Here is a 24,388-nt window from a genome sequence, read left to right on the forward strand (position 1 = left end):
ATCCCTCAGCCCGTAGGGTCGCCATTCATGGCGACCTGGTTTCAAGACGCACGATCATGGCGACCTGGTCATAAACCGCACGAACTACATCTTCGGATAATGCTTTTTCTGCCACGCCAGCAGCTCAAACACGCCAAAAAAGAAGATCTTCGCCTGGGTTACGCCGCTCAGTTTCGGGGCGTCTTTCGGCTGGGTCGCGCGCAGCAACACCAGCTGCAGGCCGTGCATAATCACCATAAAGAACAGTGCCACGTGCACGAAATAGCGCAGCGGCGTCGGGAAAGGATGCACCAGATTGAGCAGTAAAAAGGCCCAGACGCAAATCATCAGCAAACGTCCCAAATTAAGCCACATCGTGCGTCTCCTGTTGGCGTTGATATAAGCGATAAGCCACCTGACCGGCAATCTTCTCGCGGTACAAATCCCAATTCGCGGGTGCGACAGGCGCGCCGTTTTCCACTTCGCTCTCGACATAAATCAGCGCTTCAGCCGCTAACCAGCCATTCTGCTCCAGCAGCGTCAACGTTTCCTGTAACAACCCTTTACGGAACGGCGGATCAACAAACACCACGTCAAACGGTTCGCCCGGCTGACTTAACCACTGCAGCGTGTTGGTTTGCACCACTTTGGCCTGGGTGGCGCGCAGCGTTTGCAGGTTCTGGGACAGCTGTTGCGCCACCGAACGCTCCAGTTCCAGCAGCGTAGCCGAAGCCGCATAACGAGACAGCGCTTCCAGCCCTAACGCGCCGCTACCGGCGAAGCAATCGAGGCAGCGCGCTTCCTGAATATCCGGTGCCAGCCAGTTGAACAGGGTTTCACGTACGCGATCGGTGGTGGGGCGCAAACCTGCGCTATCCGGCACCGGTAATTTACGGCCGCGCCACTGACCGCCAATGATGCGGATCTGACCAGCGCTTACGCTGCCACGGGGGGATTTACTCATTTCGCTCACAACTCGTCATAATTTGTTGCGTAGTTTAACGGGCGTAGCGGGCAGAAGAAACGTTAAAAAAGGGTGCTGTGGTGCGCTGGCTGGAAAGTGTTAGACTACTGAGTTGGTATAGCGCGCGTAATTACCTGATTTTTACGCCGCTCACCCGTTTAAAATTGAATATTTTATCCCCTGGGAACAAGCGTGCTACCGGGAATAAGCCATCGAGGAGTAGGGTCACACAATGGCAAAAGAGAAAAAACGCGGCTTTTTTTCCTGGTTAGGCTTTGGCAAAGAAGAAGAGACGCAACAACCTGCTGAAGAGCAGCAGCAAACCACCGAGGTGGTCGCTGAGCCTGCCGTTGAAGAGAGTGCGCTCGATCGCGCCGAAGCGCAGGCTGTCGAAACCGTCGCCGTCACCGAACAGGTGGCGGAACAGCAGCAGGTTGAACCGGAACTGATTGAAGAGCCGGTTATCGAGCCGCAGGAACCGGAGCCGGTTACCGCAATCGTTGAAGAGGTGCTGCCAGAAGAGATAACAGCGCCGGATGTGGCACCGATCGAAGAAGAGCCGCAGCTGGAAGAGCTGGCGCTTGATGAGCCGGAACTGCATGAAGAAGCGCCATTAACTGACGAAGAACTGGAAGCGCTGGCGTTAGCGGAAACCTATGCGGAAGATGCTGAGTTAGCCGAAGCCACGCAGGACACCGTGAGCGATCTGCCGCTGGCCGCTGCGCCGATCATCGCGCAGGAGCAGGAGCGTCCGACCAAAGAGGGCTTCTTCGCCCGTCTAAAACGCAGCCTGGTTAAAACCCGCGAAAACCTCGGTTCGGGCTTTATCAGCCTGTTCCGCGGTAAAAAAATCGACGACGAGCTGTTTGAAGAGCTGGAAGAGCAGCTGCTGATTGCCGACGTTGGCGTTGAAACCACCCGCCGCATCATCACCAATCTGATACAACAGGCCAACCGCAAGCAGCTGCGTGATGCGGAAGCGCTGTATGGCCTGCTGAAAGCGGAAATGTCCGGCATTCTGGAAAAAGTGGATCAGCCGCTGGAAGTGGGTGGCAAAACGCCATTCGTCATCCTGATGGTGGGCGTCAACGGCGTGGGTAAAACCACCACCATCGGTAAGCTGGCGCGTCAGTATCAGGCGCAGGGCAAATCGGTGATGCTGGCAGCGGGCGATACCTTCCGTGCCGCCGCCGTTGAGCAGCTACAGGTTTGGGGCCAGCGCAACAACATTCCGGTGGTGGCGCAGCATACTGGCGCAGATTCTGCCTCGGTGATTTTTGACGCCATCCAGGCCGCCAAGTCGCGCCATGTGGATGTGCTGATCGCCGATACCGCTGGTCGCCTGCAGAACAAATCGCACCTGATGGAAGAGCTGAAGAAAATTACCCGCGTGATGAAGAAGCTGGATGAAGATGCGCCGCATGAAGTGATGCTGACGCTCGACGCCAGTACCGGGCAAAACGCCATCAGCCAGGCCAAACTGTTCCATGAAGCGGTGGGCCTGACCGGCATCACCCTGACGAAACTGGATGGAACCGCCAAAGGCGGCGTGATCTTCTCGGTTGCCGATCAGTTCGGCATTCCGATTCGTTATATCGGTGTTGGGGAAGGCATCGAGGATTTACGGCCGTTTAAGGCCGCAGACTTTATTGAGGCACTGTTTGCCCGAGAGGAATGATTGGGATGATTCGCTTTGAAGAGGTCAGTAAAGCTTACCTGGGAGGACGTCAGGCGCTGCAGGGAGTGGATTTCCATCTGCGTCCCGGCGAAATGGCGTTCCTGACCGGCCATTCCGGCGCGGGGAAAAGTACCTTACTGAAGCTGATTTGTGGCATTGAGCGCCCGAGCGCCGGGCAGATCTGGTTTAGCGGCCACGATATTTCGCGTCTGCGTCACAGCGAAGTGCCTTTCCTGCGACGTCAGATCGGCATGATTTTCCAGGATCACCATTTGTTGATGGATCGTTCGGTCTACGACAACGTGGCGATCCCGCTGATCATTTCCGGTGCCAGCGGCGAAGATATTCGTCGTCGCGTGTCGGCAGCGCTGGATAAAGTCGGCCTGCTCGACAAAGCGAAAAGCTATCCGATTCAGCTCTCTGGCGGTGAACAGCAGCGCGTCGGCATTGCCCGCGCGGTGGTGAACAAGCCTGCGGTGCTGCTGGCGGATGAACCCACCGGTAACCTCGACAATGCGCTGTCGGAAGACATTCTGCGCCTGTTCGAAGAGTTCAACCGCGTTGGCGTCACGGTGTTAATGGCAACGCACGATGTCGGGCTGATTGCACGCCGGAATTACCGCGTGATGACGCTCAATCAGGGACGTCTGCACGGAGGTCACGATGGTCAATAAACGCAACAAGCGCGCACCTGCGCCGAAAGCGAAGCAGCCCTCTAAAAGCAAGGCGCTGAAAGGCGGCTGGCAGGAGCAGTGGCGCTATGCGCTGCGCGGCACGCTGTCGGATATGTGGCGTCAGCCGCTGGCGACGCTGCTGACGGTGATGGTGATCGCCATTTCCCTGACGCTGCCGAGCGTGTGTTACATGGTGTGGAAGAACGTCAGCCAGGCGGCGACGCAGTGGTATCCCGCGCCGCAGTTAACGGTTTATCTGGATAAGGCGCTGGATGATACCGCGGCAGAGAACGTCACCGCGCAGCTCAAGCAGCTCGATGGCGTGGACAACGTCAACTATCTGACGCGTGAAGAAGCGCTGAATGAGTTCCGCAACTGGTCTGGTTTTGGTGGTTCGATGGACATGCTGGAGCAGAATCCGCTGCCGGCGGTGGCTATCATCACGCCGAAACTCAATTTCCAGAATTCGGACACCATGGCGAATCTGCGCGATCGCGTATCTAAAGTGCAGGGCGTTGATGAAGTGCGCATGGATGACAGCTGGTTCGCGCGCTTAGCGGCGTTAACCGGGCTGGTGGGGCAGATTGCTTCAATGATTGGCCTGCTGATGGTGGTCGCGGTATTCCTGGTGATCGGCAACAGCGTGCGGCTCAGCATCTTTGCGCGGCGCGATACCATTAACGTGCAGAAGCTGATTGGTGCCACCGACGGCTTTATCCTGCGTCCATTCCTGTACGGCGGTGCGCTGTTAGGTTTGGGCGGCGCGGTGCTGTCGCTGCTGCTCTCCGAAGTGTTGGTGTTGCGTCTGCAATCGGTGGTGGCGCAAGTGGCAACCGTATTCGGTACCACCTTTGTGCTGGAAGGTTTTTCCTGGGATGAAGGGCTGCTGTTATTGCTGATCGCCGCCATCATCGGCTGGATTGCCGCCTGGCTGGCAACGGTGCAACATTTACGCCGTTTTACGCCGCAGTAACCAAAAGCAACGTTTTTTGATATACTCTTCCTCTGCTGCCGACGACCTGGGAGCAGAGGAATTCTCCTATATCCCCCGCCGTCATCTGTGTGTAAAATATTCACTGCTATAATTGAACTTGTGGATAACTTTGTCGTCCAAGTAGCACAGATTGCTTCTGGTTTTCTCGTGACGTTGACATAATGTAGCGTCTGCGCAAAATACCGTGCAGCAAGTCCATTGAATTTGTGAGGGTTTGAATGACCAAAGAAATGCAAACTTTAGCGATTGCTCCTCTGGGTAACCTGGAATCTTACGTCCGGGCTGCCAACAACTGGCCGGTGCTGACGGCAGAAGAGGAAAAAGCATTGGCTGAGCGGCTGCATTACCAGGGCGATCTGGATGCAGCTAAGACGCTGATCCTGTCTCACCTGCGCTTTGTTGTTCATATTGCTCGTAACTACTCCGGTTACGGCTTGCCGCAGGCGGACCTGATTCAGGAAGGTAACATCGGCCTGATGAAGGCGGTGCGTCGCTTCAACCCTGAAGTCGGCGTGCGCTTGGTGTCGTTTGCCGTGCACTGGATCAAAGCAGAGATTCACGAATACGTGCTGCGTAACTGGCGTATTGTGAAAGTCGCGACCACCAAAGCTCAGCGCAAGCTGTTCTTTAACCTGCGTAAAAGCAAACAGCGTCTCGGTTGGTTCAACCAGGACGAAGTGGAAATGGTCGCACGCGAGCTGGGCGTGAGCAGCAAAGACGTGCTGGAAATGGAATCGCGCATGGCCGCGCAGGATATGACTTTCGACATGTCGTCTGATGACGAAGCAGGCGAAGGCAAAGCGATGGCGCCGGTGCTGTATCTGCAGGACAAAACCTCTGACTTTGCCGATGGCATCGAAGAGGACAACTGGGATGCCCATGCGGCTGATAAGCTGAGCGATGCGATGCTGAGCCTCGACGAGCGTAGTCAGGATATTATCCGTGCCCGCTGGCTGGACGATGACAACAAGACCACGCTGCAGGAGTTGGCCGACAAATACGGCGTCTCTGCAGAGCGCGTGCGTCAGTTGGAAAAGAACGCCATGAAGAAACTGCGTGTGGCGATTGAAGCCTGATAGCGATCGGGTGGAAAAACGGGGCGACTGTTAAGTCGCCCTTTTTATTGGCTGGTTGCCCCATTTTTAGCCTGGTCGCCATGAATGGCGACCCTACGACAAACGGCGCTGATTCCCGTGCGCGGTTTCGACGGTGCGGATTCCCATGCGCGGTTTCGTAGGGTGCGCATTTATGCGCACCGTTTCACCAACCGCACGAAATCCCTTCAACGCACCCATCCATCCACCTGCGCACGAAACCCACAAGCCTGCATAAACGCCGCGCGCACACCCTGATCGGCGTCGCCGTCATCGGCAATCCACCAATCTGCTAACGCGCCATTCTGCGCCATCGTCTCTTCCAGCAAGTATTGTCCCACGCCGCGTCGACGCGTGACTTCGCGAACGTTGAGGTGAGTAATTTTCCCCTGCGTGCCGCTGATGGTCAGCTGCAGCGCCGCCAGTAATCTGTCGTTAAAACGCGCCGCGAACAGACGCTGCGTGTCGCTGAGTTGTGCTTCCAGTTGCACAATATCGATTTCCGGCCAGACTTTAGCTAAATCGATACGATCCTGAGCGGTTAACGATGCTAAGCGCTGGATTGTCAGCTTCATACCTAATACCTGTACTAGTGCAAAGGCGATAGTGTAGCGAATTTAGACAGTCAGAGCGCTGTCACTTTTTTCTGATGAAAATAGGTCAAATGCCAGCCAGTTTGCCAGGATTGTGGAGTAAGCCATCAACGATAGCTGAAAAAGCCAGCATAACGCGCTGGTATCCTGCTGAAAAATTGGCCATAACAACCAGACGATTCTGCTGATCCACTCAGCCAATTCTGAATATGTCAGTTGATTTACAGAAGAAAGTTCCTGTTTAATAACCTGAAAAATAAAGCCTTATTACCTATAAATGCCAGAAAAGCGTGCTAACCCATTATTGCAGAATGAGTTTTCCTCTTTGACTGGCAGAAAATAAACAATCACAACAAACACGACACAACAGATGGGGAAGTTCGCATGAAAATGAGTAAAGGACGCGCATTACTGGCGGGCTGCGTTGCCCTGGCGATGAGCCATGCGGCGCTGGCGAAAGACATCAAAATTGCCATCGTAGGCGCATCAACCGGCCCGGTCGCGCAGTACGGTGACATGCAGTTTACCGGTGCCGCGCAGGCGATTAAGGACATCAACGCCAAAGGCGGCGTTAACGGTGACAAACTGGTTGGCGTGGAATATGACGATGCCTGTGACCCGAAACAAGCGGTTGCGGTTGCCAACAAAGTGGTTAACGACGGCATTAAATACGTTATCGGCCATCTGTGTTCCTCCTCTACTCAGCCTGCTTCAGACATCTATAACGACGAAGGCGTGCTGATGATCACCCCAGCCGCTACCGCGCCAGAACTGACCGCGCGTGGTTATGCTGATGTGATGCGTACCACCGGTCTGGATTCCGATCAGGGCCCAACGGCGGCAACCTACATCCTCGATCAGATCAAACCAAAACGTATCGCTGTGGTGCATGACAAGCAGCAATACGGTCAGGGTCTGGCGGAATCCGTACAGAAAACCCTGAAAGCCAAAGGCGGCAACGTGGTGCTGTTTGAAGGTATCACCGCAGGTGATAAAGACTTCTCTACGCTAATTGCACGTCTGAAGAAAGAGAACGTCGATTTCGTCTACTACGGCGGTTACTACCCAGAGCTGGGCCAGATTCTGCGCCAGGCGAAATCCGCCGGTCTGAAAGCGGGCTTCATGGGGCCGGAAGGTGTCGGCAATGCCTCACTGTCTAACATCGCGGGCGATGCCTCTGAAGGTCTGTTCGTGACGCTGCCGAAGCGCTATGACCAACTGCCAGAGAACAAAGCGATTGTCGATGCGATCAAAGCCAACACCGCATCTAACCGCAAAGATCCAACCGGTCCATTCGTCTGGACCACCTACGCCGCGATTCAATCGCTGGCGGCCGGTATCGAACGCAGCAAGAGCGATGAGCCCGATGCGATCGCCAAGAACCTGAAAGAGGGCGCTGCCGTTCCAACGGTAATGGGCAACCTGAACTGGGATGAGAAAGGCGATCTGAAGGGCTTCGAATTTGGTGTCTTCAAATGGCACAAAGACGGCTCTTCTACCGCAGTTAAGTAATCCCCCAAAATTCCCTTTCCCGCGCGCGGGAGAGGGAATTATTCAGCTCCAGAGCAGGTCCTCACTATGTCCGAGCAGTTTCTCTATTTCATTCAGCAGATGTTCAACGGGGTTACCCTCGGGAGCACCTACGCGCTGATCGCCATCGGTTACACCATGGTTTACGGCATTATCGGCATGATCAACTTCGCCCACGGCGAGGTGTACATGATCGGTAGCTATGTCTCCTTTATCGTGATTGCCGCCCTGATGATGATGGGCATCGATACCTCGTGGCTGATGATCGCCGCTGGTTTCGTGATGGCTGTGATAATCTCCAGCGCCTATGGCTGGAGCATCGAACGCGTGGCGTACAGGCCGGTACGATCGTCCAAGCGCCTGATCGCACTGATCTCCGCGATCGGGATGTCGATCTTCCTGCAAAACTACGTCAGCCTGACGCAAGGCTCGCGCGATCTCGCGCTGCCAAGCCTGATCACCGGCCAGTGGACGCTGGGCGAAAGCAACGGCTTTGCTGCCACGCTCTCCACCATGCAACTGGTGATTTGGGTGGTGACCTTCCTGTCGATGCTGGCGCTGACGCTGTTTATCCGTTATTCGCGCATGGGCCGCGCCTGCCGGGCCTGTGCGGAAGACTTGAAAATGGCCAGCCTGCTGGGCATCAACACTGACCGCGTTATCTCTCTCACCTTTATTATTGGTGCAGCGATGGCAGCGGTGGCGGGCGTATTGCTCGGTCAATTCTACGGCTCGATTAACCCGTTCATCGGCTTTATGGCCGGGATGAAAGCCTTCACCGCCGCGGTATTGGGCGGCATCGGCAGTATTCCGGGCGCGATGATTGGCGGCCTGGTGCTGGGTATTGCAGAAGCGCTGACCTCGGCGTATCTGTCGACCGAATATAAAGATGTGGTCTCCTTCGCGCTGCTGATTGTGGTGCTGCTGGTGATGCCAACCGGGATTCTTGGCCGTCCGGAGGTGGAGAAAGTATGAAACGCCTCGGTTTGGTCAACGCCGTGATCTCCACGGTGATGTTGCTGATTCTCGCTACCTTCTTTATGGGCGTGCGCCTCGATCTGGACGGCACCAAACTGGTGGTCGCCAACGCGGGCGCGGTGCGCTGGAACTGGATCTTCATTGGTTGTGCGGTGGTGTTTGTCTTCCAGCTGCTGCGTCCGCTGGTGCAGGGTAAATTCAAACGCAGTGGCAAAGGTTTTGTCCTGCCGGGTTTTGATGGATCGACGCCAAAGCAGAAGCTGTTGATGGCGCTGGTGATTGCCGCCGCCGTCATCTGGCCGTTTCTGGTCTCACGCGGCAGCGTCGATATCGCCACGCTGACGCTGATCTACGTGATGCTCGGTCTCGGGTTGAACGTGGTGGTGGGTTTGTCTGGTTTGCTGGTGCTGGGCTACGGCGGTTTCTACGCCATCGGCGCTTACACCTTCGCGTTGCTCAATCACTATTACGGCTTTGGTTTCTGGGAAAGCCTGCCGCTGGCGGGTTTAGTCGCCGGTGCCTTTGGTTTGCTGCTCGGCTTCCCGGTGCTGCGCCTGCGCGGTGATTATCTGGCGATCGTCACGCTCGGCTTCGGTGAAATCGTGCGTATTCTGTTGCTGAACAACACCGCGATCACCGGCGGCCCGAACGGCATCGCGCAGATTCCCAAGCCAAGTCTGTTTGGTCTGGAGTTTGGTCGCCGCGTCAGCGAAGGCGGCTGGAGCACTTTCCATGATTTCTTCGGCCTGAAATACGATCCCAGCGACCGCGTGATTTTCCTCTATCTGGTGGCGCTGCTGCTGGTGGTGCTGACGCTGTTTGTGATCAACCGTTTGCTGCGCATGCCGCTGGGCCGCGCGTGGGAAGCGCTGCGTGAAGATGAGATCGCCTGCCGTTCGCTCGGCCTGAGCCCAACGCGCATCAAGCTGACGGCTTTCACCATCAGCGCCGTGTTCGCAGGCTTCGCAGGCACGCTGTTCGCGGCGCGTCAGGGCTTCGTCAGCCCGGAATCCTTCACCTTCGTCGAATCGGCCTTTGTGCTGGCGATTGTGGTGTTGGGCGGCATGGGTTCGCAGCTGGCAGTGATCCTCGCAGCGATTCTGCTGGTGGTCTCGCGCGAGCTGATGCGTGATTTGAACGAGTACAGCATGCTGGTGCTCGGCGGTTTGATGGTGCTGATGATGATCTGGCGTCCACAAGGTCTGCTGCCGATGAAACGTCCGCATCTGAAGATGAAAAGCAGTAAACAAGGAGAGCAGGCATGAGTCAGCCTTTATTAGCCGTTGAAGGCCTGATGATGCGCTTCGGCGGCCTGTTAGCCGTCAACAACGTGGCGCTTGAGCTGCATCCACAGGAAATTGTTTCGCTGATCGGCCCGAACGGTGCCGGTAAAACCACGGTGTTCAACTGCCTGACCGGTTTCTACAAACCGACCGGCGGCACCATCAAACTGCGCGATCAGCCGCTGCAAGGTTTGCCGGGCCAGAAGATTGCGCGCATGGGCATCGTGCGTACCTTCCAGCACGTACGTCTGTTCCGTGAAATGACGGTGATTGAAAACCTGCTGGTGGCACAACATCAGCACCTGAAAAGCGGTGTGTTCTCCGGCCTGTTCAAAACCCCGGCTTTCCGTCGCGGTGAGAGCGAAGCGCTGGATCGCGCGGCCACCTGGCTGGATCGCATCGGCCTGCTGGATCTGGCTAACCGTCAGGCGGGTAACCTTGCTTATGGTCAGCAGCGTCGTCTGGAGATTGCGCGCTGCATGGTGACGCGCCCGGAAATCCTGATGCTGGATGAACCGGCGGCCGGTCTGAACCCGCGTGAAACGCACGAACTCGATGAGCTGATCGCCGAATTGCGCGGTGAGCACAAGGTTTCCGTGCTGCTGATTGAACACGATATGAAGCTGGTGATGGGCATTTCTGACCGCATTTATGTGGTGAATCAGGGAACGCCGCTGGCTAACGGCACGCCGGAACAGGTGCGTAACAATCCGGATGTGATCCGTGCTTATTTAGGTGAGGCGTAACATGGCAAACCCGATTTTAACTTTGCAGAATGTCAGCGCCCATTACGGTCCGATTCAGGCGCTGCACAACATTAATCTGCACATCAATCAGGGTGAAATCGTCACGCTGATCGGTGCCAACGGCGCGGGTAAAACCACGCTGCTCGGCACCTTGTGTGGTGAACCGCGCGCCACCAGCGGCACCATCACCTTTGATGGTAAAGAAATCACCGACTGGCAAACCGCGAAAATCATGCGTGAAGCGATTGCGATTGTGCCGGAAGGCCGGCGGGTGTTTTCGCGCATGACGGTGGAAGAGAACCTGGCGATGGGCGGTTTTTTCGCCACGCGTCAGCAGTATCTGGAGCGTATCGATCGCGTTTATCAGCTGTTTTCACGGCTGGCAGAACGTAAAGCACAGCGCGCGGGCACCATGTCCGGCGGTGAGCAGCAGATGCTGGCGATTGGTCGTGCGTTGATGAGCCAGCCGCGTTTGCTGCTGCTGGATGAGCCGTCGCTGGGTTTGGCGCCGATTATCATTCAGCAAATCTTCGACACCATTGAGCAGCTGCGTAAAGAGGGCATGACCATCTTCCTCGTGGAGCAGAACGCTAACCAGGCGCTGAAGCTGGCGGATCGGGGTTATGTGCTCGAAAACGGCCACGTGGTGCTGGAAGATAGTGGCGAAGCGTTGTTGTCTAACGAAGCGGTGCGGAGTGCTTATTTAGGCGCATAAGTTGGTGCTGGCTGTCCCCCATCCCGGCCTTCCCCCGCAAGCGGGGGAAGGAGATGCTGCCACATGCAGCTTCAACACTGACATGTGGCAGCATCTTCCTCCCCCATTAATGGGGGAGGACCGAGGAGGGGGACAGCCGGCACGTACGAGAGGACAGCCAGCACTCCTATCCCACCTGTCACATCCCCGTCATAAACCTGTTATTAATCCGTCATTTCCCCGTGTCATGTTACGTCGCGAACTAAAAAATGCGCGAATTCGCGCGTACTTAACAGCACAGGAAAAACCTTATGTCCGCTTTTACGCTTCGTCCCCGCCTGATGAGTGTCGTACTCGGTCTGGCGCTCAGCGGTAATGCGCTGGCTGCAACTGAGATCCCTTTCTGGCACTCAATGGAAGGCGAGTTAGGCAAAGAAGTTGATTCTCTGGCACAACGTTTTAACCAGGCTCATCCCGATTACAAAATCGTTCCGACTTACAAAGGCAACTACGAGCAGAGCTTAGCGGCGGGTATCGCGGCAGTGCGCTCCGGTAAAGCGCCTGCGCTGCTGCAGGTGTATGAAGTCGGTACGGCGACCATGATGGCGTCAAAAGCTATCGTACCGGTCAACCAGGTGTTTAAAGACGCCGGCGTACAGATGGATCCCAAGCAGTTCGTGCCAGCCGTTGCCGGTTACTACAGCGACAGCAAAGGCCAGCTGATCTCTCAGCCGTTCAACAGCTCTACGCCGGTGCTGTATTACAACAAAGATGCGTTCAAAAAAGCCGGTCTGAACCCGGATCAGCCACCGAAAACCTGGCAGGAGCTGGCGAAAGACGCCGAAGCGCTGCGTAAAGCGGGCCTGACCTGCGGTTACGCCAGCGGCTGGCAGGGCTGGATTCAGATTGAAAACTTCAGCGCCTGGCATGCGCTGCCGGTCGCCACCAAAAACAACGGATTTGACGGTACTGATGCGGTGCTGGAATTCAACAAGCCGGTGCAGGTGCGCCACATCGAAATGCTGGAAGCGATGAACAAGAAGGGTGATTTCACCTACTTCGGTCGCAAAGATGAATCCACCGCCAAGTTCTACAACGGCGATTGCGGCATCACCACTGCGTCTTCCGGTTCGCTAGCCGACATCAAACACTACGCCAAATTTAACTTCGGCGTTGGCATGATGCCGTACGATGAAACCGTACCGAACGCACCGCAGAACGCCATCATTGGCGGCGCGAGCCTGTGGGTGATGAAAGGCAAAGATGCCAACACCTACAAAGGCGCGGCGGAGTTCATGAAGTTCCTCGCGCAGCCGGAAATCGCGGCCGAATGGCACCAGAAAACCGGTTATCTGCCTATCACCACCGCCGCGTACGAGCTGACCAAGCAACAGGGCTTCTATGACAAGAATCCAGGCGCAGACATCGCTACGCGTCAGATGCTGAACAAAGATCCGCTGCCGTTTACCAAAGGCATGCGTCTGGGCAACATGCCGCAGATTCGTACCATCGTGGACGAAGAGCTGGAAGGCGTGTGGACCGGCAAACAGACGCCGCAAGCCGCGCTGGATAACAGCGTGAAGCGCGGAAACGAACTGCTGCGCCGTTTTGAGCAGCAAGTGAAGTAATGCCGCACTCTCGGGGCTGGCGCCTGGCGTCCGCCCCGATTTTTCTCTTTGATTGAGCCTGCTATGTCCTCATCGCGCCCCGTATTTCGCTCCCGTTTTCTGCCCTATTTGCTGCTGCTGCCGCAGCTGGTGATTACGGCCATCTTCTTTCTGTGGCCAGCCGGTGAAGCCTTGTGGTATTCGCTGCAAAGCATTGATCCTTTTGGCATCTCCAGCACCTTCGTCGGAATGGCGAACTTTAAACGCCTGTTCAGCGACGAGTACTATCTGGCGTCCTTCTGGACCACCATTGAGTTCAGTGCGCTGGTCACGATTTGCGGCATGACCTTTTCCCTGCTGCTAGCGGCACTGGTGGATTACGTGATTCGCCTGCGCAAGCTCTACCAAACCTTGCTGCTGCTGCCGTACGCGGTGGCGCCAGTGGTAGCGGCGGTGCTGTGGATGTTCCTGTTCAATCCGGGCCTCGGTTTGTTCAGCCACCTGCTGAACCAAATGGGCTACAACTGGAACTACGCGCAAAACAGCGGTCAGGCGATGTTCCTGATTGTGCTGGCGTCGATCTGGCAGCAAATGAGCTACAACTTCCTGTTTTTCTTCGCCGCACTGCAGTCGATTCCCAAATCGCTGGTTGAAGCGGCGGCGATCGATGGCGCCGGTCCGGTGCGTCGCTTCTTCAATTTATCCCTGCCGCTGATTACGCCGGTGAGCTTTTTCCTGCTGGTGGTCAATCTGGTGTACGCCTTCTTCGACACCTTCCCGGTGATCGATGCCGCCACTGGCGGCGGGCCGGTGCAGGCCACCACCACGCTGATCTACAAAATCTATCGCGAAGGTTTCACCGGGCTGGATCTCTCTTCCTCCGCCGCGCAATCGGTGGTGCTGATGCTGCTGGTGATTGGCCTGACTATCCTGCAATTCCGCTTTGTCGAGCGTAAGGTGCAATACCAATGATTGAGAATCGACGCGGGCTGGACATCTTCAGCCACACCTTGCTGGTACTCGGCGTGCTGACCATTCTGTTCCCGCTCTACATTGCCTTTGTGGCGGCAACGCTGGATAACGAAGCGGTGTATCAGGTGCCGATGACGCTGCTGCCGGGCACGCATTTGTGGGAGAACATCGCGCGCATCTGGACGCATGGCGTCAATGGCAGCGGCCCGGCATTTGGCATGATGATGCTCAACAGCCTGCTGATGGCGCTTGGCATCACCATTGGCAAAATCAGCGTCTCGATGCTCTCCGCCTTCGCGCTGGTGTGGTTCCGTTTCCCGCTGCGCTCGCTGTTTTTCTGGCTGATTTTCATCACCCTGATGCTGCCGGTCGAAGTGCGTATTTTCCCAACGGTGGAAGTGATTTCGACGCTCAACATGCTCGACAGCTACAGCGGCTTAACACTGCCGTTGATGGCATCGGCTACCGCGACCTTCCTGTTCCGTCAGTTCTTTATGTCGCTGCCGGACGAGCTGATTGAAGCCGCGCGCATTGATGGCGCCAGCCCGATGCGCTTCTTCTGGGACATCGTGTTACCGCTGTCTAAAACCAACCTCGCCGCACTCTTCGTGATCACCTTTATCTACGGCTGGAACCAATATCTGTGGCCGCTGTTAATTATCAACGATGCCAGCCTGAGCACCGCCGTGGCGGGTGTGAAAAGCATGATCAACAGCAGCGGCGGCCCGACGCAGTGGAATGAAGTGATGGCGGCAATGTTATTAACCCTGATTCCACCGGTGGTGGTGGTACTCGTGATGCAACGTGCGTTTGTGCGTGGCCTGGTAGAGAGTGATAAATAAATGGCAGGCGTAACCCTTCAGACCGTTACCAAATCGTATGACGGCAAAAATCAGATCATTCAGCCACTGAATATCACCATTAACGATGGCGAATTTATGGTGATGGTCGGCCCTTCCGGCTGCGGTAAATCGACGCTGCTGCGCATGGTGGCGGGCCTTGAGCGCGTATCGTCGGGCGATATCTATATCGACGACAAACGCGTCACCAACATGGAGCCGAAAGATCGCGGCATCGCCATGGTGTTCCAGAACTACGCGCTCTATCCGCACATGACGGTGGGCGAAAACATGGCGTATGGCCTGAAAATTCGTGGCATGGGCAAAGTGCAGATCGAGCAGCGCGTCATGGAAGCCGCGCGCAGCCTCGAGCTGGATCATCTGCTGCATCGCCGCCCGCGTGAGCTGTCGGGCGGACAGCGTCAGCGCGTGGCGATGGGGCGCGCTATCGTGCGTGAACCGGCAGTTTTCCTGTTTGATGAGCCGTTGTCGAATCTGGATGCGCGTCTGCGCGTGCAGATGCGTCTTGAGCTGCAACAGCTGCATCGCCGCCTGAAAACCACCAGCATCTACGTGACGCACGACCAGGTAGAAGCGATGACGCTGGCGCAGCGCGTGATGGTCATGAACAAAGGCGTGGTGGAGCAGGTGGGCACGCCGGTGGAAGTGTACGAGCGTCCGGCCAGCCAGTTTGTTGCCTCGTTTATCGGCGCGCCCGCCATGAATTTGCTGCCAGGGCAAATCAGCAGCGACGGCACGCGTTTCACGCTCGATGCGCTCAACAGCTTGCTGCTGGGCGAAAGCAGAGCCAAATGGGCCAATCGTCCGCTGACGCTCGGCATTCGTCCCGAACACATCAAACTCAGCAGCCGCGACGCGGGCGGCATTCCGCTGGTGGTTGAAACGCTGGAGATGCTCGGCGCGGATAATCTGGCGCACGGCCGCATCGGTAACGCGCGCATGGTGGTCCGTTTGCCGCACAGCGAGCGCCCGCAGGCGGGCAGCACCTTGTGGCTGCATCTGCCGTCAGATGCGTTACACTTCTTCGATTCAACCTATGGAAAGCGTCTGGAATGAGTCAACACAACTGGCCTTATCCGCACATTGTCGCGCATCGCGGCGGCGGCAAACTGGCCCCGGAAAATACCCTCGCGGCGATTGATGTCGGCGCGCAGCACGGTCACACCATGATCGAGTTTGATGCCAAGCTGTCGGAAGATAAGCAGATTTTCCTGCTGCACGACGACACGCTGGATCGCACCAGTAACGGTTGGGGCGTGGCGGGCGCGCTGTCGTGGCATAAGCTGTCACAGCTGGATGCCGGCGGCTGGTTTAGCCGCGATTATGAAGGCGAACCGCTGGCGCTGCTGAGTGAAGTGGCCGAGCGTTGTCGCCAGCATCAGATGATGGCGAATATCGAGATCAAACCCACCACCGGGCAGGATGTGGAAACCGGCCGCAATGTGGCGCTGGCCGCACGCGAACTGTGGCAAGGACAAACCGCGCCGCTGCTCTCCTCCTTCTCTTACGCTGCGCTGGAGGCGGCGATGGAGGCGGCACCTGAACTGCCGCGCGGTTTGCTGCTGGATGAGTGGCATGACGATTGGCAGGCGCTGACGGCGCGTCTGGATTGCATGTCGATCCATCTCAACCACAAATTACTCGACGCCGAACGCACCGCGCAGCTGAAAGCGGCCGGTCTGCATATTTTGGTGTATACCGTGAATCAGCCCGCGCGGGCGCGCGAGCTGTTGAGTTGGGGCGTTGATGCTATCTGCACCGATCGCATCGATATTATCGGTCCCGACTTCCGCTAGTTTTGCTGCTGTTTCTGGCCCGGCTGCGACTGAATCACCCGCTGCTGGGCGCTATCCCGCTGTTCCTGCACCTTGCGCTGGACATCCTGACTTTGCTGCTGCTGATTCTGCTGCAACTTGAGCTTCTGCTGTTGCTGCTGATTCTGCATTTGCGACTGCATCCGCTGCTGGCTCGGGTTGAAGCCGGGTTTGTTCGGGTCGTTGGTGCTGTTCAACGTATTTGCCATGCTGCTTAACGGCAGCAATGCTGCGATCACAATTAGCCATTTGTTCATGGTCTTCCTCCATTAATGCAGCCTGCTGTGTGCTGATGCTGCCAATGTGGCAACCCGCGCTGCAGTCATAAGTTTATGCAATATCACAAACTCCCGAACCAGGAGTGCACCTAATTTGGCTTTACTGCTACGCTTTTTACTGTGTTTGCAAACACTTGCATCAATTAATAACAAATGTAAATAACTTAAAAAGGATGGTGGCAGGATGAGGATACAGGGCAACGTGCGTCAGTTCGGCTGGGCATTATTGATGAGTTTTACCGTGGTGCAGGGCGCACAAGCTGCACCGGCCAACGCGCCGCCGGTTTCGTATGGCGTTGATAGCGATACCTTTCACCCGGTAAAAGCCAAACATGGCATGGTGGCATCGGTGGATGCGATGGCGACGGACGTCGGCGTCGATATTCTTAAGCAGGGCGGTAACGCGGTGGATGCGGCCGTTGCGGTGGGTTTCGCGCTGGCGGTGACGCATCCGCAGGCCGGTAACCTCGGCGGCGGGGGCTTTATGCTGCTACGAACCGCATCCGGACGCACCACCGCCATCGACTTCCGCGAAATGGCACCGGCGCGCGCGTCACGCGATATGTTCCTTGATAAGCAGGGTAACGCTGATAGTAAGTTGTCACTCACTTCTCACTTAGCCTCAGGCACGCCGGGCACCGTGGCCGGTTTTGCGCTGGCGGCGCAGAAATACGGCACTTTGCCGCTCAGCAAATTACTGGCGCCCGCCATTAAACTGGCGCGTGACGGCATCGTAGTGAACGATGCGCTGGCCGACGATCTCGCCACTTACGGCAAAGAGACGTTGATCAATCACGACAACAGCCGCGCAATTTTCTACAAAGCCGACGGTAAGCCGTACCAGAAGGGCGAACGTCTGGTGCAGAAAAACCTCGCGCGCAGCCTGCAACTGATTGCCCAGCAAGGGCCGGATGCGTTCTATAAAGGCAAAATCGCCGATGAAATTGCCGGTGAAATGGCGCAGCACGGCGGATTGATCGGCAAGCCAGATCTGGCAGCCTATCGCGCGGTGGAACGTAAACCGGTGAGCGGCACCTATCGCGGCTACGAAGTGTTCTCCATGCCGCCGCCATCATCCGGCGGGATTCACATCGTGCAGATCCTCAATATTCTGGAAAACTTCGACCTGGCGAAATCGGGCTTTGGTAGCGCGGATGCGATGCAGGTGATGGCGGAAGCGGAAAAATACGCTTATGCCGACCGTTCGGAATACCTTGGCGATCCTGATTTCGTCAAAGTGCCGCAGCAGGCGCTAACCAGCAAAGCCTACGCCAAAACACTGGCGCAGCAGATTGACGTCAACAAAGCGCGTCCATCCAGCGAGATCAAGCCGGGCAAACTGGCGCCGTATGAAAGCAATCAAACCACGCACTTCTCGGTGGTGGATAAAGATGGCAACGCAGTCGCGGTGACTTACACGCTGAATACCTACTTCGGCAGCGGCATTGTCGCCGGACAAAGCGGCATTCTGATGAACAATGAAATGGATGATTTCTCGGCCAAACCGGGCACGCCAAACGTCTACGGCTTAGTCGGCGGCGAGGCGAATGCGGTGCAACCGGCCAAACGTCCGCTGTCATCGATGTCGCCCACGATTGTCGCGAAAGACGGTAAAACCTGGCTGGTGACCGGCAGCCCAGGCGGCAGCCGCATTATCACCACCGTGCTACAAATGGTGGTGAACAGCATCGATTTCGGCATGAACGTAGCGGAAGCAACCAATGCACCGCGCTTCCATCATCAATGGTTGCCCGATCAGCTGCGTGTGGAGAAAGGCTTCAGCCCGGATACGCTGCGCCTGTTGGAAGCCAAAGGTCAGCATGTGAAAGTGATGCCCGCGATGGGCAGCACGCAGAGCATTATGATTGGGCCGGACGGCACGCGCTATGGCGCATCCGATCCGCGTTCAGTGGATGATTTAAGCGCGGGTTATTAATCGCTAATGCGCAATAAATTGCGCCGCTACGGTATGTACACGCATTTGTAGCGGCGCGATTTATCGCGCGGTTTTAAAGGTTATTTCAAGCGCGCCATATAATGCGTATCCACCATTTCGCCGTCGCGCATCGCGTGCCGGCGTGCGGTGCCTTCAATCTCAAAGCCAAACTGCTGATACAGGCCAAGCGCTTTGTGGTTATCGGCGAACACCGTCAGCTCAATGCGCGTCACCTGCAGCCAGTTGTCGCACAAATCAATCATCGCTGACATCAGCGCTTTACCGACGCCGCGCCGATGAAAAGCAGAATCGACGCCCATGCCAAAGGTCGCGGTATGGCGACGGCGCGCCACCGATAGCACTTCCACAGTGAGTTGCCCGGCAATCTGATCGTCAATACACGCCACTAGCATATGCACACCCGGACGCAGATTACTGAGGCGTTCCTGCCACAGCGTCGGCGATTGATACGGCAGATGCAGCGTACTGGCCTGCGGTTCAGGCTGGCTGTACATGCGCGTTAAAGCAGCGGCATCTTCGGGAATGGCGTGACGAACAACGATCTGACTCATGAGCGACTCCTTGTGCAAAATGGATAAAATCCCCTTTAACATCAAGGAATTCTCGCTCATCGTCAATGCAAAATAATTCGCAAAAGGGCTTTACAGACGCGAATGATAATGATTATTATTGTCATGCGAGCTCGGAAACGTCTCCTGACAACCGGGTAAGCACGACATTGCTCACATTGCTTCCAAGTATTATTTAGCCAGCTCGGGTGCTGGCTTTTTTTTTTTGCCTTTTACAGGGTGTACCAGGTTGCCGCACCGGGCCCAACCGGCAGATTGAAGACAAACACCCACAGCACAAACAGCAGCGTCCAGCCAATCATAAACACCACCGAATACGGCAACATCATCGCCACTAGCGTACCGATGCCCATGTCGCGTCGATAGCGCGCCGCCACCGCCATAATCAAGCCAAAGTAACTCATCATTGGCGTAATCACGTTGGTCACCGAATCGCCGATGCGATACGCCGCCTGAATCACTTCCGGCGCAAAGCCGACCAGCATCAGCATCGGGACAAAGATCGGTGCGGTCACCGCCCATTGCGCCGAGGCGGAGCCAATCATCAGGTTGATAAAGCCGCAGATCATGATGAAGCAGACAAACAGCAGCGGCGCGCCCATGTCGATTGACGCCAGCAGATTGGCGCCTTTTACCGCCACTACGGTGCCGAAATTGCTCCAGTTAAAGAACGCCACGAACTGCGCAGCAAAGAACACCAGCACGATATACATGCCCATGCTGCTCATACTGGCTGACATGGCGTTGATCACGTCGCGATCGTTGCGCATATTGCCGATCATGCGGCCATAAACCATGCCCGGAATGGCGAAGAAGACAAAGATAAACACCACAATGCCTTTCAGGAACGGTGAGCCCGCCAGCGTGCCGGTTTTCGGGTTGAGCAACACGCCGTAGCCCGGAATCACGGTCAGAATCAGCAGCAGCGTAACGCCCAGAACCGCCCAGCCCGCGCCCTTCAACGCACGACGCTCTTGCGCCGTCAGCGCGCCCATATCACCCCGCACCGCATCGCCTTCGCTGTCGTTATATTTGCCCAGTTTAGGCTCGACGATGCTGTTGGTGATCCAGGTGCCAAGAATGGAAATCACGAAGGTACTGACAAACATGAAGTACCAGTTCACTTCCGGGCCAACATGGTAATTAGGATCGATAATCTGCGCAGCGCTTTGAGTAATGCCAGAGAGCAGCGGATCAATGGTGCCGAGCAGTAAGTTGGCGCTGTAGCCGCCAGAAACGCCGGCAAACGCCGCCGCCAGGCCCGCCAGTGGATGGCGTCCCAATGAGTGGAAAATCATCGCCGCCAGCGGAATCAGCACCACATAGCCCAACTCAGAAGCGGTGTTGGAGATAATGCCAGCGAAGACGATGGTGAAGGTGATGAGCTTTTTCGGCGCGTTAAACACCAGCGCGCGCATTGCCGCCGAAAGCAGCCCCGAATGTTCCGCAATCCCCACGCCGAGCAGCGCAACCAGCACGGTGCCGAGCGGGGCAAAACCGGTAAAGTTGGTGACCAGATGGCTGACGATGCGTTGCAAACCATCTGCACTCATCAGGCTAACCACATGAATTACGCCATCCGGTGCGCGGCCCGCCGCACCCGCCGGGCGCGGATCCATCACGCTCACCCCGAAGGCGGCAGCAATCGCGGAGGCGACGATAATGAACAACGAAAACAGCGCGAAGAGCGTAATCGGATGGGGCAATAAATTCCCCAGCCACTCAACGGTATTGAGAAAACGCTCAATCGGGCGTTTAGCGGGTGTAGAAGTATGGTCCGTCATAATGGTCCTTGTTATGGCATTAGTTGTAATTTGCAGGACTGCCGATGCTCTTTGTTCCTTCTCAGATTAGCTACAAGACCATTCTCGTTAGTGATGAGAAGCCTGATGCGCGTGAATGCGCACCCTACAAAACCCTCCGCCATATAGCCGAATTTCCCGCAAAACCTGAACATGACAAAAAAATGATAAACTCGGGTTATCTCCGATCTCAGGCGCATACGATGAAGAAGAAAAGACCGGTATTACAGGACGTTGCCGATCGCGTCGGCATCACAAAAATGACCGTCAGCCGCTACCTGCGCAACCCGGATCAGGTCTCGGTGGCGCTGCGCGATAAGATTGCCGTGGCGCTGGATGAGCTCGGTTACATCCCCAATCGCGCGCCCGATATGCTCTCCAACGCCACCAGCCGCGCTATCGGCGTGCTGCTGCCATCGCTGACTAACCAGGTTTTCGCCGACGTTTTGCGCGGGATCGAAGCTGTGACCGACGAAGCGGGTTATCAAACGCTGGTGGCGCACTTTGGCTATAACGCGCAGAAAGAGGAGTTGCAGCTGCGATCGCTGCTCGGCTGGAACATCGACGGCGTGATCCTCACCGAACGCACCCATACGCCGGGCACGCTGCGCATGCTGGAAGTGGCGGGCATTCCGGTCATTGAGATGATGGATTCGGTAACGCCGTGCCTCGATATGGCGGTGGGCTTTGATAACGTCGAAGCAGCGCGGCAGATGACGCATGCTATTCTGAAAAAAGGCCATCGCCACACCGTCTATCTCGGCGCTCGCCTGGATGAACGTACTTTGCAGAAACAGCAGGGTTACGAAAAAGCGATGCGCGAAGCGGGGCTCACGCCACACAGCGTGATGATGGAAGATGCCTCCTCTTTCAGCGCCGGTGCGCAACTGCTGTGCGAAGCACAAAAGCGTTATCCGGAAACTGACAGCCTGTTTTGTACCAACGATGACCTGGCGGTGGGCGCGATGTTTGAGTGCCAGCGTCAGGGATTACGCGTGCCGCAGCAGATGGCGATTGCCGGTTTCCACGGCCACGACATTACGCAAGTGGTGAATCCGCGTCTTGCCACGGTATTAACCCCGCGCGAGCGTATGGGACGGGAATCGGCAGCGATGCTGCTGGCGCGCATTGGCGGCGATCGCACGCTGACGCAACCGCTGGATGTTGGCTTTGAAATCTCAGAAGGTGACAGCATCTGATTTTGGCGATTATTTGAGTCAGTTCACACTTTCGTGCTTTTCCGCCTGAGAAGGGTTGCCAGCCTTTCAGTGGGCTCTGACAATGGCAGCTCGATTTGTTATCGGTAACATTGGGCAGAATTCACTGCCGGAGCGCAAAACAATGACAACGCCATCTCCATCGCACCACGTCTTTATCCTGATGGGCGTTTCCGGCAGCGGAAAATCTGCCGTCGCCAATCAGGTCTCTCATCAGTTAAACACTGCGTTCCTCGATGGGGATTTCCTCCATCCGCGCAGCAACATCATGAAAATGGCCGATGGTCATCCGCTGGACGACAACGATCGCCAGCCGTGGCTGCAGGCGCTGAATGATGCGGCATTTGCCATGCAGCGCACGCAGGAGATCTCCATCATCGTCTGTTCGGCGCTGAAAAAGTCCTATCGCGACATCCTGCGTCAGGGCAACGAGAACCTGAAATTTATCTATCTGCAGGGCGATTTCGAAACCATCGAATCCCGCCTGAAAGCGCGTAAAGGTCACTTCTTCAAACCGCAGATGCTGGTGACGCAGTTCGCCACGCTGCAGGAACCCGGCGCGGATGAGCCCGATGTACTGGTGGTTGATATCAATCATTCACTGGATGAGGTAGTTGCGGCCACGGTTGCGACCATTGAGGGTGCAATCAACAAGGGTTAGTCATGAGTACCGCAACGCTAGTGTTAACCGCAGCAGGCTCTGTCCTGCTGCTGCTGTTTTTGGTGATGAAAGCGCGTATGCACGCCTTTGTTGCCCTGATGTTAGTCTCCATTGGTGCCGGTCTGTTTTCCGGCATGCCGCTCGATAAAATCGCTGAAACCATGGAAAAAGGCATGGGCGGAACGCTCGGCTTTCTCGCCATTGTGGTGGCGTTGGGCGCGATGTTCGGCAAGATCCTGCATGAAACCGGTGCCGTTGATCAGATCGCCATCCGCATGTTGAAAACTTTTGGGGAAAGCCGCGCGCACTATGCGATGGGCGTCGCCGGGTTGATCTGTGCGTTGCCGCTATTCTTTGAAGTGGCAGTGGTATTGCTGATCAGCATTGCGTTCGCCGTGGCGCGTCGCACCCAAGGCAATTTAGTTAAGCTGGTGATCCCGCTGTTTGCCGGCGTTGCGGCGTCCGCCGCGTTTCTACTGCCGGGACCCGCGCCAATGCTGCTGGCTGCGCAGATGCACGCCGACTTTGGCTGGATGATTCTGCTGGGCCTGTGCGCGGCGATTCCGGGCATGCTGATTGCCGGTCCGCTGTTTGGTAACTTTATCGCACGGCACGTCAGCTTTAGTGCACCGCCAGAAGATCACCAACCGGAAGTAGAAGAGGGCAAACTGCCGTCGTTTGGCTTTAGCCTGGCGCTGATTCTGTTCCCGCTGCTGCTGGTGGGCCTGAAAACTATCGGCGCACGCTTCACCACGCCGGGTTCCCATCTGTATGAGTGGCTGGAGTTTATCGGCCATCCGTTCACCGCGATTCTGCTGGCCTGTCTGGTGGCGATTTATGGCCTGGCTTATCGTCAGGGTATGGATAAAGAGAAGGTGATGCAGGTGTGCGGCAGCGCGCTGCAACCGGCGGGCATTATCCTGCTGGTGATTGGTGCGGGCGGCGTGTTCAAGCAGGTGCTGGTGGATTCGGGCGTTGGCCCGGTTTTAGGGCATGCGTTGACCGGCGCAGGCATGCCGATTGCGCTGGCGTGCTTCATCCTGTCTGGTGCGATTCGCGTGATTCAGGGTTCGGCCACTGTGGCGTGTTTAACCACCGTTGGTTTAGTGATGCCGGTGATTGAACCGCTGCACTACAGCGGCGCGCAGCTGGCCGCGCTGTCGATCTGTATCGGCGGCGGCTCGATCATTATCAGTCATGTGAATGATGCGGGTTTCTGGCTGTTTGGCCGCTTCACCGGCGCCACCGAAGCCGAAACGCTGAAGACATGGACGCTGATGGAAACCATTCTGGGTACCACCGGCGCGATTGTTGGCATGATTGCGTTTAGTTTGCTGTCGTGATGTAAAACCAGCGCAATAAATTGCGCCGCTACGCGATTTGTAGCGGCGCGTTTTATCACTCGATTCTGAGCTTCTTAATCCTCTTCACGCTCATCATCTGG

The 24,388-nt window shown here is 56.4% G+C and carries 24 protein-coding genes; 18 read left to right on the forward strand and 6 right to left on the reverse strand.

The window, feature by feature from the left end; genetic code table 11:
• Positions 1-84 precede the first annotated feature (84 nt).
• Both HX773_RS00725 and rsmD read right to left on the reverse strand, forming a co-directional pair.
• Entirely contained in the window at positions 85-354 is a 270-nt protein-coding gene (locus HX773_RS00725; protein ID WP_176970034.1) for a DUF1145 family protein, read from the reverse strand.
• Positions 344-943 (reverse strand): 16S rRNA (guanine(966)-N(2))-methyltransferase, encoded by a 600-nt coding sequence (gene rsmD, locus HX773_RS00730; RefSeq protein WP_176970035.1) that lies wholly within the window; start codon positions 941-943, stop codon positions 344-346. The genes HX773_RS00725 and rsmD overlap by 11 nt, the downstream gene beginning before the upstream one ends.
• A gap of 232 nt (positions 944-1,175) precedes the next feature.
• Here rsmD and ftsY point away from each other — a divergent pair, with 232 nt between their 5' ends.
• From ftsY to rpoH, 4 genes are all read left to right on the forward strand, one after another.
• Positions 1,176-2,621 carry a signal recognition particle-docking protein FtsY gene (ftsY, locus tag HX773_RS00735; RefSeq protein ID WP_176970036.1) on the forward strand — a complete coding sequence of 482 codons (1,446 nt, stop codon included), beginning with the start codon at positions 1,176-1,178 and terminating at the stop codon, positions 2,619-2,621.
• Positions 2,622-2,626: 5 nt separating this feature from the next.
• Positions 2,627-3,295 carry a cell division ATP-binding protein FtsE gene (gene ftsE, locus HX773_RS00740; RefSeq protein ID WP_008109888.1) on the forward strand — a complete coding sequence of 223 codons (669 nt, stop codon included), beginning with the start codon at positions 2,627-2,629 and terminating at the stop codon, positions 3,293-3,295.
• Positions 3,285-4,268: a permease-like cell division protein FtsX gene (gene ftsX, locus HX773_RS00745; RefSeq protein WP_101763100.1), complete on the forward strand. Its 984-nt coding sequence runs from the start codon at positions 3,285-3,287 to the stop codon at positions 4,266-4,268. Before ftsE ends, ftsX begins: the two co-directional genes overlap by 11 nt.
• A gap of 239 nt (positions 4,269-4,507) precedes the next feature.
• Complete coding sequence (gene rpoH, locus HX773_RS00750) at positions 4,508-5,365, forward strand: RNA polymerase sigma factor RpoH (RefSeq protein ID WP_064737937.1); 858 nt, start codon at positions 4,508-4,510, stop codon at positions 5,363-5,365.
• Positions 5,366-5,571: 206 nt separating this feature from the next.
• Here the strand turns inward: rpoH and panM are convergent, their stop codons facing one another.
• Positions 5,572-5,958: an aspartate 1-decarboxylase autocleavage activator PanM gene (gene panM, locus HX773_RS00755; protein WP_176970037.1), complete on the reverse strand. Its 387-nt coding sequence runs from the start codon at positions 5,956-5,958 to the stop codon at positions 5,572-5,574.
• A gap of 402 nt (positions 5,959-6,360) precedes the next feature.
• Here panM and HX773_RS00760 point away from each other — a divergent pair, with 402 nt between their 5' ends.
• From HX773_RS00760 to ugpQ, 10 genes are all read left to right on the forward strand, one after another.
• Positions 6,361-7,488 carry a branched-chain amino acid ABC transporter substrate-binding protein gene (locus tag HX773_RS00760; protein ID WP_176970038.1) on the forward strand — a complete coding sequence of 376 codons (1,128 nt, stop codon included), beginning with the start codon at positions 6,361-6,363 and terminating at the stop codon, positions 7,486-7,488.
• 66 nt (positions 7,489-7,554) lie between these two features.
• Positions 7,555-8,481, forward strand: coding sequence for a high-affinity branched-chain amino acid ABC transporter permease LivH (gene livH / locus HX773_RS00765; RefSeq protein ID WP_101763097.1), 927 nt, complete (start codon positions 7,555-7,557; stop codon positions 8,479-8,481).
• Entirely contained in the window at positions 8,478-9,749 is a 1,272-nt protein-coding gene (locus HX773_RS00770) for a high-affinity branched-chain amino acid ABC transporter permease LivM (RefSeq protein WP_176970039.1), read from the forward strand. Before livH ends, HX773_RS00770 begins: the two co-directional genes overlap by 4 nt.
• Positions 9,746-10,513, forward strand: a complete 768-nt coding sequence (livG, locus tag HX773_RS00775) for a high-affinity branched-chain amino acid ABC transporter ATP-binding protein LivG (protein WP_176970040.1) — start codon at positions 9,746-9,748, stop codon at positions 10,511-10,513. The genes HX773_RS00770 and livG overlap by 4 nt, the downstream gene beginning before the upstream one ends.
• Position 10,514: 1 nt before the next feature.
• Positions 10,515-11,228 carry a high-affinity branched-chain amino acid ABC transporter ATP-binding protein LivF gene (livF, locus tag HX773_RS00780; RefSeq protein WP_176970041.1) on the forward strand — a complete coding sequence of 238 codons (714 nt, stop codon included), beginning with the start codon at positions 10,515-10,517 and terminating at the stop codon, positions 11,226-11,228.
• A gap of 290 nt (positions 11,229-11,518) precedes the next feature.
• Positions 11,519-12,835, forward strand: coding sequence for a sn-glycerol-3-phosphate ABC transporter substrate-binding protein UgpB (gene ugpB / locus HX773_RS00785; protein WP_176970042.1), 1,317 nt, complete (start codon positions 11,519-11,521; stop codon positions 12,833-12,835).
• Positions 12,836-12,898: 63 nt separating this feature from the next.
• Entirely contained in the window at positions 12,899-13,786 is an 888-nt protein-coding gene (gene ugpA / locus HX773_RS00790) for a sn-glycerol-3-phosphate ABC transporter permease UgpA (protein ID WP_101763092.1), read from the forward strand.
• Positions 13,783-14,628 (forward strand): sn-glycerol-3-phosphate ABC transporter permease UgpE, encoded by an 846-nt coding sequence (gene ugpE, locus HX773_RS00795; protein ID WP_176970043.1) that lies wholly within the window; start codon positions 13,783-13,785, stop codon positions 14,626-14,628. The genes ugpA and ugpE overlap by 4 nt, the downstream gene beginning before the upstream one ends.
• Positions 14,629-15,702, forward strand: a complete 1,074-nt coding sequence (locus HX773_RS00800) for a sn-glycerol-3-phosphate import ATP-binding protein UgpC (protein WP_176970044.1) — start codon at positions 14,629-14,631, stop codon at positions 15,700-15,702.
• Positions 15,699-16,442: a glycerophosphodiester phosphodiesterase gene (gene ugpQ, locus HX773_RS00805; RefSeq protein ID WP_176970045.1), complete on the forward strand. Its 744-nt coding sequence runs from the start codon at positions 15,699-15,701 to the stop codon at positions 16,440-16,442. The genes HX773_RS00800 and ugpQ overlap by 4 nt, the downstream gene beginning before the upstream one ends.
• Here ugpQ and HX773_RS00810 read toward each other — a convergent pair.
• Positions 16,439-16,717, reverse strand: a complete 279-nt coding sequence (locus HX773_RS00810) for a DUF2756 domain-containing protein (RefSeq protein WP_176970046.1) — start codon at positions 16,715-16,717, stop codon at positions 16,439-16,441. The two genes, ugpQ and HX773_RS00810, sit on opposite strands and share 4 nt — an antisense overlap.
• Positions 16,718-16,922: 205 nt before the next feature.
• On the opposite strand from HX773_RS00810, the gene ggt reads away from it, so the two are divergent.
• A complete protein-coding gene (gene ggt / locus HX773_RS00815; protein WP_176970047.1) occupies positions 16,923-18,674 on the forward strand; it encodes a gamma-glutamyltransferase in 1,752 nt (583 codons plus the stop codon).
• Between the two features lie 80 nt (positions 18,675-18,754).
• Here the strand turns inward: ggt and HX773_RS00820 are convergent, their stop codons facing one another.
• Together HX773_RS00820 and HX773_RS00825 are read right to left on the reverse strand one after the other, a co-directional pair.
• Positions 18,755-19,246: a GNAT family N-acetyltransferase gene (locus HX773_RS00820; protein WP_176970048.1), complete on the reverse strand. Its 492-nt coding sequence runs from the start codon at positions 19,244-19,246 to the stop codon at positions 18,755-18,757.
• A 230-nt stretch (positions 19,247-19,476) separates the two neighbouring features.
• Positions 19,477-21,048, reverse strand: a complete 1,572-nt coding sequence (locus HX773_RS00825; RefSeq protein WP_176970049.1) for an AbgT family transporter — start codon at positions 21,046-21,048, stop codon at positions 19,477-19,479.
• A 221-nt stretch (positions 21,049-21,269) separates the two neighbouring features.
• Here HX773_RS00825 and gntR point away from each other — a divergent pair, with 221 nt between their 5' ends.
• The 3 genes from gntR (at position 21,270) to gntU (ending at position 24,287) form a co-directional block, all read left to right on the forward strand.
• Complete coding sequence (gene gntR / locus HX773_RS00830) at positions 21,270-22,265, forward strand: gluconate operon transcriptional repressor GntR (protein WP_176970050.1); 996 nt, start codon at positions 21,270-21,272, stop codon at positions 22,263-22,265.
• 142 nt (positions 22,266-22,407) lie between these two features.
• Positions 22,408-22,944 carry a gluconokinase gene (gene gntK / locus HX773_RS00835; protein ID WP_036621490.1) on the forward strand — a complete coding sequence of 179 codons (537 nt, stop codon included), beginning with the start codon at positions 22,408-22,410 and terminating at the stop codon, positions 22,942-22,944.
• A 2-nt stretch (positions 22,945-22,946) separates the two neighbouring features.
• Positions 22,947-24,287: a gluconate transporter gene (gntU, locus tag HX773_RS00840; protein WP_176970051.1), complete on the forward strand. Its 1,341-nt coding sequence runs from the start codon at positions 22,947-22,949 to the stop codon at positions 24,285-24,287.
• Positions 24,288-24,388 lie beyond the last annotated feature (101 nt).

The organism is Pantoea sp. B9002 (assembly GCF_013385945.1).
GTDB lineage: Bacteria > Pseudomonadota > Gammaproteobacteria > Enterobacterales > Enterobacteriaceae > Pantoea.